Source organism: Psychrobacter maritimus, assembly GCF_029953575.1.
In the GTDB taxonomy this organism is placed as follows: Bacteria; Pseudomonadota; Gammaproteobacteria; order Pseudomonadales; family Moraxellaceae; genus Psychrobacter; species Psychrobacter maritimus.
The window spans coordinates 754,439-768,098 of sequence record NZ_CP124526.1; the positions used below are offsets into that span (position 1 = coordinate 754,439).

Sequence of the window (13,660 nt, forward strand, 5' to 3'; positions counted from 1 at the left end):
TTTTTCAAACGCATATTTTAAGGGTAACATTATGAACACTTCTAATCTTAAACTATTAACCATCGCTGGCATTACTGCTACCTCATTGATTTGCTTACCTGCTACGGCAAAAGATGGAAATGGAAATGGAAATGCCAAGGGCAAAGCGGTTTATATCAATAAAGGTTATAACCATCATAGCAACGCCCAACCTAATATCAACGCTTATCGCAATGCTAGCCCTAATGCCTCATTCAAACGTGATCTTGATCAATACGGTTACAGAGTAGTCGGCAAGATTGATAGGAATATTTATGATCGTTCGGTAATTTTAGACCGTTATGATGACCGCTACGTTCGTATTCGCACGCCAGAAAATAAAATTGTGACGGTCATTAATGATACGTTGCAGATCATTGATATTTTAACTAGATAAACAGCAAGCTTACTTTCTATTGTTTTTCGGTGTAATGGACAAAATTCATGCTAAAAAGTAGAAGGTAGTCGCTAATGGACATAATTCATGCTATTTGAGTGACTTTGACCCTAAAAAGTCTTTAATAAACCGCAACTTACGCTGCTCACTTAGACCGTGATGACTGTGTAATTGTCGCTTTAACTCACTGAATAATCCTTCAAGAGAATTGGTGGTATTTGGTATGTCTAAGTGCTCATATTCTTGATAAGTGAATAGCCAATCGCTATTGGTTCTGAGGCTGCGATAAGCACTTCTAAGACGCTTATGCGTGTACCACGTTCTACTGTTATCGTCATTGGTACTACGCTCATTAAGATAGTCTTCATGAGTTAACAACCAATAATCTAAGTGCTCTATGAAGTCAGCTTTATTAAGCTGTGTTAAGTTTAAAGTGAGCCGTCTAAGCTCAATACTTGCGATATTCTTAGGTCGACGAGTGAGGTAACGAGTCACTATTTGCACCTGATGAAACTGGCACATCTGGCAAGGGGTGTGGGTAAATAACGTACGCAGTCCTCGTCTACCATCACAGGTAATACTTTGTACATCAACGCCTAACGATGCTAGATGATCAATTCCTTGCTTGTAGGCACTGTTGGTTTCATGACTGACTATCGCGTAGTAAAGAACGGCTTTAGTGGTATTGTCCATAAAAACCATTAAACCGAACTTACGACCGAAGTAAGTGGTATCCATGATGATGTTAGCAGTATTCGGTCGTTTAACTTGATACTGGATACTGACTTTGTCTAAACGTCTTTGAATGGTTTTAAGACTACAATGGTATTTGTCAGCCAGTTGTTTGTAGGTCTGTTTTCCTTGGGTATATTCAGTCCAAAGGGTCTGGTTATTGAGTCTTTTGCCACCTAAAAACTGCCGTCTGCAAACTAGACATTGATACTGTTGTTTGCCTAGCTTGCGTCCATTCTTCTTGGTGTGTTTATCATGACAAAAAGGGCAGTTTTTTGATTCATGGCGTTGATTCCTTGCAAATATAGACAGTATATAGCGTTAGACCCTACGCCAGCATGAATAATGTCCATTACACCTGTTTTTCACATAAGAACAAAAAAACGGTCTATGGCGACCGTTTTTTTGTTCTTTAATTGTTACTTAATTTAACGTTTTTAAGCCAGCACATCACCAATCACGCAGTTGTCCGGTAAAGTCACTACCGTTAACTGAGTTTTTGGATTGCCCGTTGATAGCACCATCCCTTCTGAGATGCCAAATTTCATCTTACGCGGCGCAAGATTGGTGACGCAAATCACCTTTTTATCCAGTAATTGCTCAGGCTCATAAAACTTACGGATACCGCTAAAGACATTACGCGGTTTGTCTTCGCCAACGTCTAGGGTAAATTGTAAAAGCTTATCCGCGCCTTCGACATAATTACAGGCTAAGACGTGCGCCACTTTCATCTCAACTTTGGCAAAGTCTTCGATACCGATATAGTCAGCTTGTTCAGCATTGGTATCAGTATCAGCCTTTTCTGCTGGCTGAGTGTTTACTGCCGCTGTTTTATTATCTGAATTATTATCGCTGCTAGTAGTAGGGGCTTCTGCTTGCGCCAATGAGGCCTTTGAGTCTTCAACCATTGCCGCAACGTCTTTTTCTTCGATACGCTGCATTAAAGGTTTAAATTTATTGATTTTATGACCAAGCAACCACTCATTACGGCTAGCAAAGCTTAAATCGTCAATATTTAAGAATTCTTTGGCATTGGCCGTCAGCTCAGGTAATACTGGCGCCAGATAAACCATCAATTGGCGGAAGATATTAATCGCCACCGAGCAGACGTCTTGAACTTCTTGCTCAGACCCTTCTTGCTTGGCAAGCGACCAAGGTTTTTTCTCGTCGATATATTCATTAGCTTTATCGGCGCACTGCATGATTAAGCGCATCGCACGCGAGAACTCACGGTTTTCATAAGCGGCGGCAATCTCATCACCGGTTTTGGTAATATCTTCTAATAATTCAGACTCTACGCAAACCTCAGACAGCATACCGTCGTATTTCTTCACGATAAAACCGGCGCTACGACTGGCGATATTGACCACTTTACCCACCAAGTCAGAGTTGACCTTTTGCATAAAATCTTCTAAATCAAGGTTGATGTCTTCAACTTTGTCAGACAGCTTACTAGCAAAATAATAACGCAAGTATTCAGGATGTAAGTGTTCCGCGTAAGTTTCGGCTTTGATAAAGGTGCCGCGTGACTTACTCATTTTTTCGCCATTGACCATCAAGAAACCGTGGGCAAAAACGCCCGTTGGGGTACGGAATTCACTACCCGCAAGCATCGCTGGCCAAAATAGCGCATGGAAGTAAACGATGTCTTTACCGATGAAATGATAAACCTCGGTTTTGTGCTCGTTTTCTTGCATCCAGTAACGGTCAAAATCAAGCGCTTGGTCGGTACCTTCGCGCTTATCGCATAGGTTTTTAAAGCTTGCCATATAGCCGACTGGCGCATCTAGCCACACATAAAAGTACTTGTCTGGCTCATCGCTTGGCGTATCTGGAATTTGGAAACCAAAGTAGGGCGCATCACGCGAGATATCCCAGCTGGTCAAGCCAGCGTCAAACCATTCTTGCAGTTTATTGGCGACCGACGTTTGCAAGCGATTTTCGCTACGGGTCCAATCTTTTAAGAACTGCTCAAATTCTGGTAAGTCAAAGAAATAATGCTTAGAAGTTTTAAGTACTGGCGTCGCATTTGATAACGTTGAATGCGGATTGATAAGGTCGGTCGCATCATAGGTGGTACCGCACACTTCACAGTTATCGCCATATTGGTCAAGCGCGCCGCATTCAGGGCACTCTCCTTTGACAAAACGATCGGCTAAAAATAGCTGCTTTTCAGGGTCAAAAAGCTGCTTCACATCCTTTGTGCTGATATGTCCGGCGCTATTAAGGCGACGATAAATCAGCTCAGAGAATTCCCGATTCTCTTCTGAATGCGTTGAATGATAATTATCAAAATTAATCAAAAATTTGGCAAAGTCCGCTTCATGTGAGGCTTTTACCGAGGCGATTTGCTCTTCTGGCGTGACGCCATTGGCTTCAGCTTTGAGCATAATGGCGGTGCCATGAGCGTCATCGGCACAGACATAGGTGACTTGATGGCCCTGCGCTTTCATCGCACGTACCCAAATGTCGGTTTGAATATACTCTACAAGATGCCCCAAATGGATATAGCCATTGGCGTAGGGCAGCGCACTGGTTACTAGAATCTCACGCACTTTCATCACCTATATTTTATATAAACGGGTTGGTTATCAAACGTCTCAAGCGCTTTATGACGAGCAGGCGCGATATGATTAATATTAAATCATCAATGCTAAAAACGTCTAAAAACTTACAAAAAAGAGAAAAATTAAAAAAGTGTGCCTATGATACCGTAATTCAGCCAATTTTGTGACATTCCTCACTAATTAATACGTTAACCAACATAGTCATTGGCTCTGTTATGCCGATAAGTTTCTATGCATTTATTAAGTGTCAATAAGCTATTTTTTAAAGAGGATCGTCATAAAGTGGCGATAAAAAACCCACTAAGCAATTTGCCAAGTGGGTTTATAAAAGATGCACTTTTTGCGAGTTAAAGTCTATTTTCAACGTCCGACTTTCTTTTAAAATGAGCCAAACATCGTCCCTAAAATAATAACCGCGACCACCGCAATAAGTGGAATCACCATCGTCACCATGGCAACGTTTAGATAAGACTGTTTATGGGTCAAGCCACAAATCGCCAGTAAGGTGATGACCGCACCACTATGAGGTAGCGTATCCAAACCACCTGCTGCCATCACAGCAACACGGTGCATCAGCTCTGGGTCAATACCAGCGGCCACCGCCATTCTTAAATAATCTTCACCCAACGTCGATAGGGCAATACTCAAACCACCAGACGATGAGCCCGTAATACCAGCCAGCGTGGTCATCGCCACTGCTTCTGAAATCAAAGGATTATCAGGATTTAGGTTTAAGATGCTATCACGAATGATAAGGAAGCCTGCTAGCGAGGCGATAACCGCACCGTAACCCACTTCTGAGGCGGTGTTAAAAATCGGCAACATCGAATCATAAGTGCCACGGTTAATGGTTTTTTGTAGGTTGTTCCAATGGCCAATACGCAGCACAATGAGTACGGTACAAGCAACTACCAATGAGATAATGATGGACCACAAGCCGAGCGAGCCTGCGATATTTAAGTCCGGAAATTGAGTTTGTAAGGCGCTAAAGTCGAGCGACGGGAAAATAGCATAAGTTAATAAAGCATTTAGGGCGATGACCAGCACCAGCGGAATCATAGCAACAGTAAACGAGGTGTGATGCGTACTTAGGGTCTCAGATGCTTGTTTTGCCGCACCAACGCCACCGACATCCTCTTCATCATGCTGACCGTAGCCTTCACCTACTGCATTGGCTTTTCTAGCACGAGATTGCAACCATAACCAACCACAAATAAACATGATGCTACCGCCGATAAGACCTAAAATAGGCGCGGCAAAGACGTTGGTATTATAGTAAGGAATCGGAATGGCATTCTGAATAGCGGGCGTACCGGGCAATGCCGTCATGGTAAAGGTAAATGAACCTAAGGCAATCGCTGCCGGAATCAAGCGCTTAGGAATATCAGCGGCTTTAAACAAGTCTTTGGCGATTGGATAGATGGCAAAGGCTACGACAAATAACGACACGCCGCCATAGGTTAAGATGGCACAAACTAAGATGACCGCTAAAATGGCTTTACTGGCACCGAGCTTTTCGACCACAGTATTGGCAATCGCTGTCGCCGCGCCAGAGTCTGCCATCAAACGCCCAAATAGCGCGCCTAATAAGAAAATAGGGAAGAACTTCAGTAAGAATCCACTTAACGCCCCCATAAAGACATCGGTATAGGCGGGGATACTGCTTAAAAAATCACCTGAAAGTAATACGGCTAATATCGCCATAATCGGTGCTAAAATCAGCACAGAATAGCCGCGATAAGCAAAAAACATCAATAGTAATAAAGTGATGACAATAGCAAATGTACTCATCATGATCCGCCCTCCTTGGCAAAGTTCAAGCATCGAGTATGCAGGGCATATTGTAATGGGTCAATAAAATTAATCAAAATATGCAGTATTCAATATTTTATTAAACATAAATCTAGACTGCTGCCACAGTGAATGAGGATGTCTTAAATGACGGCGCTGGCGCGTAAGTTCTTACCGTTATTCTCTTCTCGCTAACACAATAATATGGTAACTTAGCATTACAGCCGTATCTAATATATCGATAGATAATGTATTGCTATAAATCTATAAATGAAAGCAAATCATCATTGATGATGACTGTTAATAACAAAAACTCGACTTGCAAGGAGATAAGCATGAGTCGCTCAAAAGTATATAGTAGTGCCGAAGAGGCGCTAAAAGGTGTGGTAAGTGATGGACAAACACTTGCTATCGGCGGTTTTGGTCTGTGTGGTATTCCTGAGGCGCTCATCGAAGCGTTACGTGATAGCGGCGTCAAAGATTTGACCTGTATCAGTAATAATGCCGGCGTCGATGAGTTTGGTTTAGGTTTGCTATTACAAACCCGTCAAATTAAAAAAATGATTTCATCTTATGTCGGTGAAAATAAAGAGTTTGAGCGTCAATACTTGGCAGGTGAATTAGAAGTTGAATTAACGCCACAAGGGACATTGGCAGAAAAACTACGCTCAGGTGGTGCTGGTATTCCAGCGTTTTATACCGCGACGGGCGTTGGCACACAAGTGGCTGAAGGCAAAGAGACGCGTGATTTTGATGGCCGTACTTATGTGCTTGAGCATTCATTGCGTGCGGATGTGGCATTAATCAAAGCGCAAAAAGCAGATAAAGCGGGTAACTTAATCTTTAATAAGACGGCGCGTAACTTTAATCCAGATTGCGCCATGGCAGGAAAAATTACCATCGTCGAAGTCGAAGAAATTGTAGAAACTGGCACCTTCGATCCTGATGAAGTGCATCTACCAGGTATCTTTGTGCAGCGTATCGTCTTAAACAGCAATCCTGAAAAGCGTATTGAAAAAACCACCACTAAAGCCGTTGAAAGCGTTTAAGTTATTCAGTGATTTTATAAAAATATTTCTAAATGATTATATTGATAATAAAGCAGTGTAAAAAATAAGGAAGTTACCATGGCATGGACAAGAGAGCAGATGGCACAGCGTGCCGCAAAAGAACTACAAGACGGCTATTATGTCAATTTAGGCATTGGACTACCAACCCTAGTCGCCAACTATATCCCTGAAGATGTGGATGTTTGGCTACAGTCTGAAAACGGCTTGCTAGGTATTGGCGAGTTTCCAACGGCAGAGAATGTCGATGCAGATTTGATTAATGCGGGCAAACAAACGGTAACCGCAGAACCGGGCGCCAGTTATTTTAGTAGCTCAGAGTCGTTTGCGATGATTCGTGGTGGCCATGTCAATCTGGCAATATTGGGCGCGATGGAAGTGTCAGAAAAAGGCGATTTGGCCAACTGGATGATTCCCAAAAAAATGGTTAAAGGCATGGGCGGCGCGATGGACTTGGTCGCAGGCGTACAACGGGTGATTGTGCTGATGGAGCAAGTTAATAAACATGGCGAGCCAAAAATCCTTGCCAATTGCGAGCTGCCACTAACAGGTAAAGGCGTGGTCGACCGTATTATCACCGAACTTGCCGTATTAGACGTCACTGACAATGGTCTAAAATTGGTTGAGTTGGCAGAAGGTGTTAGCTTCGATGAGCTACAAGAAAAAACGCCAGTGACTATTACTCAATAAGCTTGTTGCATAAATATGTCTAGCAAAGACATCCAAAAAACCTATTTAATAATGGATTATAAAATATGGCGACCACATTACAACAAGATTTAACCGGCAAGGTGGCATTAGTCACTGGCGCTGCAAGCGGCATTGGCCGTGATATCGCTGAAACCTATGCTAAAGCAGGCGCTGCCGTTGGTATTGCTGATATTAATCTGGCAGCTGCACAGCAAACGGTCGATGCTATCGAAGTCGCTGGCGGACGCGCACTGGCAATTGAAATGGATGTCACATCAGAGGATGCGGTAAACGCTGGCGTGCAGCAATTAGTTGATACCTTTGGCGCTATTGATATTCTTGTCTCTAATGCTGGTATTCAAATCATTGACCCGATTCATAAAATGGCGTTTGATGATTGGAAAAAAATGCTTGCTATTCATTTAGATGGGGCGTTTTTAACCACCAAAGCAGCTGTACAGCACATGTATACAGATGACAAAGGCGGTATGGTCATTTATATGGGCTCGGTACATTCGCATGAAGCGTCATTATTTAAAGCACCGTATGTGACTGCTAAGCATGGACTGCTTGGACTGTGCCGTGTGTTGGCAAAAGAAGGCGCTGAGCACAATGTACGCGCGCATGTGATTTGCCCGGGGTTTGTCAAAACACCATTGGTCGAAAAACAAATTCCGCAACAAGCGGCTGAAAAAGGCATCAGTGAAGCATCTGTGGTGAATGACATTATGCTGGTCAATACTGTCGACAAAGAATTTACCACTGTTGATGATATTGCTCAATTGGCGTTATTTTTAGCAGCATTCCCAAGTAATGTATTCACTGGTCAGTCTATCGTTGCCAGTCATGGCTGGTTTATGAATTAACGGCGTGGTTAATGGATAGGTTTGCGAGCTGTTTGATTGGTTTAAAAATCATTAGCTTGCTAATAAAACACCAATCCATTAGGATTTGATTTTATGTTAACTTGAGCCAATTATATTGGCTCTTTTTTATGAGCGCCTGTTGCATAATTTCGCGCTGCACGGAGTAAAAATAATGAATAATGAAGACTTAGCGGTGACCCTTGCTGCAAAACTAAGCCGTGCTATCGAGCAGCAGCAGTTTGAGCAAGCAATTGATGAGGTGCAAGCATTACGTCCTATCGATATTGCTGATGTGCTGGCACTGATTGAACCCAAACTTGCGTGGCAACTGCTTGAGGTTTTGCCCAATCGCTCGACGATATTTGCCTATTTAGACGCCGATATTCAGGTTGCGATGGCTCTTGAGTTTCCGCGTGCAAGCTTAGCAAAGATAGTCGGGGAGATGCCATCTGATGAGCGCACTGACTTATATAAGCACCTAAATCAGGAACAGCGAGATGCGTTGCTACCCGCACTTGCACAGGCAAAACGTGAAGATATTCGCCGGCTGTCTGCCTATGAAGAGCGCACCGCTGGCGCGTTGATGACATCTGACTATGCGACGTTAGCGGCCGAGATGACGGTTGCTGAAGCGCTGGATGCTCTTAGGTTAGAAGCACCTGATGCTGAAACCATTTATCATGCTTATGTGATTGATGATGCGCGTAAACTGCTAGGCGTGGTGTCATTAAGGGTACTTATTTTAGCGTCGCCTGAGCAACTGATTAATGACATTATGGTGCGCTCGGTCATATCTTCTGATGTAAACGACGATCAAGAAGACGTTGCTAAAACCGTTGCGCGTTATGACTTGATTGCCTTGCCAATTACTGATGCCAGTGGCGCGTTAGTCGGTATCGTCACCCACGATGATGCGATGGACGTTGCTAGCGATGAGGCCACCGATGACTTCCATAAGTCGGGTGGTGTCTCGACCATGGTCGGTAAATTAAAAGACGTCAGTATCAGGGTTTTATATCGTAAGCGTGTGTTTTGGCTAGTGTTTTTAGTCTTTGGTAATCTGCTCTCAGGGCTTAGTATCTCAAACTTTGAAGATGTGATTGCCGCCAATTTGGTATTGGTGTTTTTCTTACCGCTACTGGTTGATAGTGGTGGTAACGCCGGTTCTCAGTCCGCAACCTTGATGGTACGTGCGCTAGCCACTGGCGATGTGGTCATGCGTGACTGGTTTTCATTGCTCGGTCGTGAAGCCTTGGTTGCGCTCATGCTTGGGGCGACGATGGCGTTAGCTATATCAGTTATCGGTTATGTGCGCGGTGATGCAGTTGTATCCCTAGTGCTGGCGCTGAGTATGATGTCGGTGGTCATGATTGGCTGTGTGATTGGCATGAGTTTACCGTTTGTGCTTAATAAGTTAGGCTTTGACCCTGCTACTGCCAGTGCGCCTTTGATTACTTCGGTATGTGATGCGTCAGGCGTGCTGATTTATTTGTTTATTGCTTCAAAATTCTTAGCCATTTAATTTCTTCATTAGCTAATAAAGGTAACAAAGAAATAACAATCATTGGCACCAGTGATTAATAACAATCATTGAAAATAGATGGCAGGATAGATGAATTTTACAAAGCATCATCCTATTGGCGTTGTGGTTTTTTTATCCTTGTAATTGAGCTACACTGTCACGATAAAAGGTTTGGCTAGGAAGCTCATGGGCAGTATGATTTAGCCTGTTTATCACAGTATGAATTGAGTTTTTTACCATGCTCACCCACTTGTATAGGCAGTAACGGTAGCTATGTTTAACTTTATGAAAAAAAATAAACCGACCCCAAAAACCGAAACCCCGCAGCAGCGGGCAGAACGTGACAGTGCCGTGGATAAGGTGCTGCTCGGCTATGAAGTAGGTACGCTTAGCATTGCCACCATGGTGCTGGGACTGGAGCGCAACGGTGAAGAGCTTACCTTAGACTTACGCCTGCCAGAAGACAGTAGCCCTGAAACCATTCAGCACGAGCTTGGGAAACTGCTGCACCCGCATGGCATCAAAACCATTCATATGAATGTGCGTCTTTCGACACCAGCTAAGGGTGCAGGCTCAACCTTACCAAAGCAAATGCCGAAGACCACGGATGCCATGGCAAATCAATCTAAGCCTAGCGCACAGTCTAATAGCGACAGCGAACCACCGATTACTAAAGCTGCGCCAACGCAAGCATCATTGGCCGCGCATCCGCGTATTCGTCATATTATTGTCGTAGCTTCCGGTAAAGGCGGTGTTGGTAAATCAACCACCACCGTTAATATCGCTTTGGCATTACAAAAACTGGGCAACCGTGTTGGCGTCCTCGATGCTGATATTTATGGCCCTAGTATGCCAACGATGCTGGGCGTCGCCGATGTAAAGCCGCAACTCGAAAACGAGCAGTTTGTTCCAGTTGATGCCCATGGTATGGCGATGCTATCGATTGGTAGCTTGCTCGACGGTGATAACACCCCTGTCGCGTGGCGTGGGCCAAAAGCCACCGGTGCGCTGATGCAGCTTTATAACCAAACCAACTGGCCACAGCTAGATTACCTAGTGATTGATATGCCACCAGGTACGGGCGATATTCAGCTGACGCTCGCACAGCGTATCCCCGTCACAGGTGCGGTGATTGTCACGACGCCGCAGCATATTGCCTTACTCGATGCGCAAAAGGGTATCGAGATGTTTAACAAGACCAATATTCCAGTGCTTGGCGTGGTTGAGAACATGGCGCTGCATACCTGTAGCAACTGTAATCATACCGAAGCTATCTTTGGTACGGGTGGTGGTGAGTTTATCGCTGAGCAGTATCAGGTGCCGCTATTAGGGCAGTTGCCATTAGCCAGCGGTATTCGTGCACAAGTGGATAAAGGGGAGCCGAGCGTGTTGGCCGATGATGAGTTTGCGCCGTATTATCTAAGTATTGCTAAGAATATCGAAGCCAATATTAGTAAATTTGCCAAGCCTGTCGATGATAAGCGTATTTTTTAATAGTTTTCTAATGGCTCTTAATAGTGCTAATGGCTTTTATTAATAGCAAAATAGTCTAAGTATATAAACTTGAATGGTTTTAATTTTAAAAAGGGAATATCGTGAGCTTATCGATTTATCAACGTTATTTAGACAATATTCCCAAGCAGTATAAGTTCTTAAAATTATTGCGCCCGCCGATATACGTGATTGAGCTCTCAAACAAACAACTGATTGGCGTTTGTTACTATAAAGATGGCAGTAGTAAACGCCATCAGGTTAATGCGGATTTTAGCAATCGCCGAATGGTGATTGCTGATTTTTCGCAAGCAGTACAAGCCATGACTGATTTATTGCTTAAGTTTCCCAAGCATGCATTTGCGTTGAATGGATTTGCAGTAGTGAATGTGACAGAAGAGCTTATAGACGGTTTGACCAGTATAGAAGTTAAGGTAATAACTGAAGCCTTTTTTGTGGGTTCTGCGAAGGCAAAAAGAAAAACTGTACATACCGCCGTGAGTTATCAAGGAAAAATAGTACCTTTAGAAAAATTTGGCTAGGATGCCTCAATCATGAATCAAAATCCCAACGAACAAAATCAGCAGTACTCACCTATGGGTGCAAAACCAGTTAGCCATGACCAGCTTATTCAAAACGGTCAACCTACCTTTGGCGTATTTGTGAAAGTTAAGAGCATCAATTATCTTGACTATCATAGTCATCTTATCTCGCAAAAAGCGCTGCCCAACTGGCGTAAAGCGCTTAAAGCCAACCAATTCTGCTTTATTCAAATTATTCAGCCGCCTTATCGAATCTGTTTAGCACTAGCGACGATTAAGCTCGCAACCAGTGCCTTTGTCTATCTTTATAACGATGAGATTGGTGAGCTAGAGGTTGATGAAGCATTGCAGCCTTTGACTCGGCAGACGCATTTGACAGGTGATTGCTATCAAGGTCAAATGGTATTTACCCATGCCAAACTGACCGTCAATTTAGATTTTACGCCCACGCAAGTTAAAGTGGCGCTAGACAGTCAAAACCTTGCACTCCATGCAACCTTAGCAAGGCAATCACAGCCACTTGCTATCTGTACGCCAACGGGCAGGCGCGGCTGGACGTTTACCCAAAAAGAACCATTAACCGCTGTATCTGGGCATTTACGCATTAAAGAAAATTCAAAATTTAACGCTGATGTTGCTCATAATCCTGATTCTCTCAATTCTCCCGATGCTAAAGCTCAGCAAATAGACTTTACTGATACCACTAGCGCCAATTTAGATTGGACGCTTGGCTATATGCGTCACAAGACCAACTGGTTTTGGAGCTGTATTAATAGCTATTTGCCAGAAGGGCGTCATTTTACCTTGAACTTATCAATGGGCGTCAATGAAACGGGAGCCAGTGAAAATGCGTGCTGGCTTGATGGTCAGATAGTTTATCTGCCGCCCGTGATGTTTATACGTCAAGATTTGGACACACCCGCGCAAAATATGTGGCGTATTTATCATCAAAACCTCGGCTGGAGCAAGGTTGATATTAATTTAACCTTTACGCCAATTACCGTCTATAAAAAGACCGATAACTTCGGTGTGCTTGCCAGTATCTTTGAGCAATGGCTTGGATTATATAGTGGAGAGATTCGCTTAGGAGATGAGGTGATTAAGCTTGATAAGGTAATGGGCTTGGCAGAAGATCATTTTGCTAAATGGTAGTGTAGTGAGCGTAGGTTTGAGTAGCAGCAACAAGACATCAGTAAGACATTGATTAGATATTGAATAGCATGCTTTATTTTAAAGTCATTGTGGCTCTATAAATTAAGGCGCCAATTCCGTATAATCGTCGCTATCGAAATACGGTATCATAACCACTATTAAATATTTGCTTTTGCTAAGGAAGAACAATGTCTATCAAATCTGACCGCTGGATTCGTAAAATGGCCGAAGAACATGGCATGATTGAACCATATGAGCCAGGTCAAGTACGCTTTAATGATGCAGGCGAGCGTTTGGTCAGTTATGGCACCTCAAGCTATGGTTATGATGTGCGCTGTGCCCCTGAGTTTAAAGTTTTTACCAACGTGCATTCGGTCGTCGTTGATCCTAAAAATTTCGATGAGAAAAGCTTTATCGATATCGTTGGTGACGAATGTATTATTCCGCCAAACTCGTTTGCATTGGCGCGTACTATGGAATATTTCCGCATTCCACGTGATGTATTGACCATTTGCCTCGGTAAATCAACCTATGCACGCTGCGGTATCATCGTCAACGTGACGCCGCTTGAGCCTGAGTGGGAAGGGCACGTGACGTTAGAATTTAGTAATACCACCAATTTGCCAGCACGTATTTATGCCGGCGAAGGCGTGGCACAGATGCTATTTTTCCAAAGTGATGCTGATGACGTCTGCGAAACCAGTTATAAAGACCGCGGTGGTAAATACCAAGGTCAGCGCGGTGTAACTCTGCCAAGAACTTAAGCGTCTAGAATTTAAGTGCTAAGAATTTAAGTGTTTTAGACTGATAATAAAAAAGCCAGCA

General features: G+C 43.5%; 12 protein-coding genes. 9 read left to right on the plus strand and 3 right to left on the minus strand.

The annotated features are described in order from the left end of the window. The first annotated feature begins 31 nt into the window (after positions 1–31). Positions 32–415 (plus strand): hypothetical protein, encoded by a 384-nt coding sequence (locus QJS82_RS03225; RefSeq protein WP_087815041.1) that lies wholly within the window; start codon positions 32–34, stop codon positions 413–415. A 90-nt stretch (positions 416–505) separates the two neighbouring features. Here QJS82_RS03225 and QJS82_RS03230 read toward each other — a convergent pair whose 3' ends face one another. The 3 genes from QJS82_RS03230 to QJS82_RS03240 form a co-directional block, all read right to left on the minus strand. Then, the gene (locus QJS82_RS03230; protein WP_438656648.1) at positions 506–1,453 is read right to left on the minus strand and encodes an IS256 family transposase, variant Zn-binding type; all 948 of its coding nucleotides are present in this window, start codon (positions 1,451–1,453) and stop codon (positions 506–508) included. 131 nt (positions 1,454–1,584) lie between these two features. After that, on the minus strand, positions 1,585–3,702 hold the full coding sequence (metG, locus tag QJS82_RS03235) for a methionine--tRNA ligase (RefSeq protein ID WP_426222304.1): 2,118 nt from the start codon (positions 3,700–3,702) through the stop codon (positions 1,585–1,587). A gap of 390 nt (positions 3,703–4,092) precedes the next feature. Beyond that, complete coding sequence (locus QJS82_RS03240; RefSeq protein WP_201564777.1) at positions 4,093–5,508, minus strand: GntP family permease; 1,416 nt, start codon at positions 5,506–5,508, stop codon at positions 4,093–4,095. 332 nt (positions 5,509–5,840) lie between these two features. Here QJS82_RS03240 and QJS82_RS03245 point away from each other — a divergent pair, with 332 nt between their 5' ends. From QJS82_RS03245 to dcd, 8 genes are all read left to right on the plus strand, one after another. Next, a complete protein-coding gene (locus QJS82_RS03245) occupies positions 5,841–6,554 on the plus strand; it encodes a CoA transferase subunit A (RefSeq protein ID WP_281491204.1) in 714 nt (237 codons plus the stop codon). A 78-nt stretch (positions 6,555–6,632) separates the two neighbouring features. After that, on the plus strand, positions 6,633–7,262 hold the full coding sequence (locus QJS82_RS03250; RefSeq protein WP_201619466.1) for a CoA transferase subunit B: 630 nt from the start codon (positions 6,633–6,635) through the stop codon (positions 7,260–7,262). Between the two features lie 65 nt (positions 7,263–7,327). After that, positions 7,328–8,128 (plus strand): 3-hydroxybutyrate dehydrogenase, encoded by an 801-nt coding sequence (locus QJS82_RS03255; protein ID WP_201619467.1) that lies wholly within the window; start codon positions 7,328–7,330, stop codon positions 8,126–8,128. A 172-nt stretch (positions 8,129–8,300) separates the two neighbouring features. Continuing rightward, the gene (gene mgtE / locus QJS82_RS03260) at positions 8,301–9,650 is read left to right on the plus strand and encodes a magnesium transporter (protein WP_281491205.1); all 1,350 of its coding nucleotides are present in this window, start codon (positions 8,301–8,303) and stop codon (positions 9,648–9,650) included. A gap of 273 nt (positions 9,651–9,923) precedes the next feature. Continuing rightward, positions 9,924–11,144: an iron-sulfur cluster carrier protein ApbC gene (gene apbC, locus QJS82_RS03265; protein WP_281491206.1), complete on the plus strand. Its 1,221-nt coding sequence runs from the start codon at positions 9,924–9,926 to the stop codon at positions 11,142–11,144. Between the two features lie 101 nt (positions 11,145–11,245). After that, positions 11,246–11,683, plus strand: a complete 438-nt coding sequence (locus QJS82_RS03270; protein ID WP_281491207.1) for a hypothetical protein — start codon at positions 11,246–11,248, stop codon at positions 11,681–11,683. A 12-nt stretch (positions 11,684–11,695) separates the two neighbouring features. Beyond that, positions 11,696–12,835, plus strand: coding sequence for a DUF2804 domain-containing protein (locus tag QJS82_RS03275; RefSeq protein WP_281491208.1), 1,140 nt, complete (start codon positions 11,696–11,698; stop codon positions 12,833–12,835). Positions 12,836–13,023: 188 nt separating this feature from the next. Continuing rightward, positions 13,024–13,599, plus strand: a complete 576-nt coding sequence (dcd, locus tag QJS82_RS03280) for a dCTP deaminase (protein WP_149489812.1) — start codon at positions 13,024–13,026, stop codon at positions 13,597–13,599. Positions 13,600–13,660: the final 61 nt, after the last annotated feature.

Coding starts and splice junctions, on each gene's coding strand:
- apbC (WP_281491206.1), top strand. CDS start 9,924: ATGTTTAACTTTATGAAAAAAAATAAACCGACCCCAAAAACCGAAACC.
- QJS82_RS03225 (WP_087815041.1), top strand. CDS start 32: ATGAACACTTCTAATCTTAAACTATTAACCATCGCTGGCATTACTGCT.
- QJS82_RS03255 (WP_201619467.1), top strand. CDS start 7,328: ATGGCGACCACATTACAACAAGATTTAACCGGCAAGGTGGCATTAGTC.
- dcd (WP_149489812.1), top strand. CDS start 13,024: ATGTCTATCAAATCTGACCGCTGGATTCGTAAAATGGCCGAAGAACAT.
- QJS82_RS03275 (WP_281491208.1), top strand. CDS start 11,696: ATGAATCAAAATCCCAACGAACAAAATCAGCAGTACTCACCTATGGGT.
- QJS82_RS03245 (WP_281491204.1), top strand. CDS start 5,841: ATGAGTCGCTCAAAAGTATATAGTAGTGCCGAAGAGGCGCTAAAAGGT.
- mgtE (WP_281491205.1), top strand. CDS start 8,301: ATGAATAATGAAGACTTAGCGGTGACCCTTGCTGCAAAACTAAGCCGT.
- QJS82_RS03250 (WP_201619466.1), top strand. CDS start 6,633: ATGGCATGGACAAGAGAGCAGATGGCACAGCGTGCCGCAAAAGAACTA.
- QJS82_RS03240 (WP_201564777.1), bottom strand. CDS start 5,508: ATGATGAGTACATTTGCTATTGTCATCACTTTATTACTATTGATGTTT.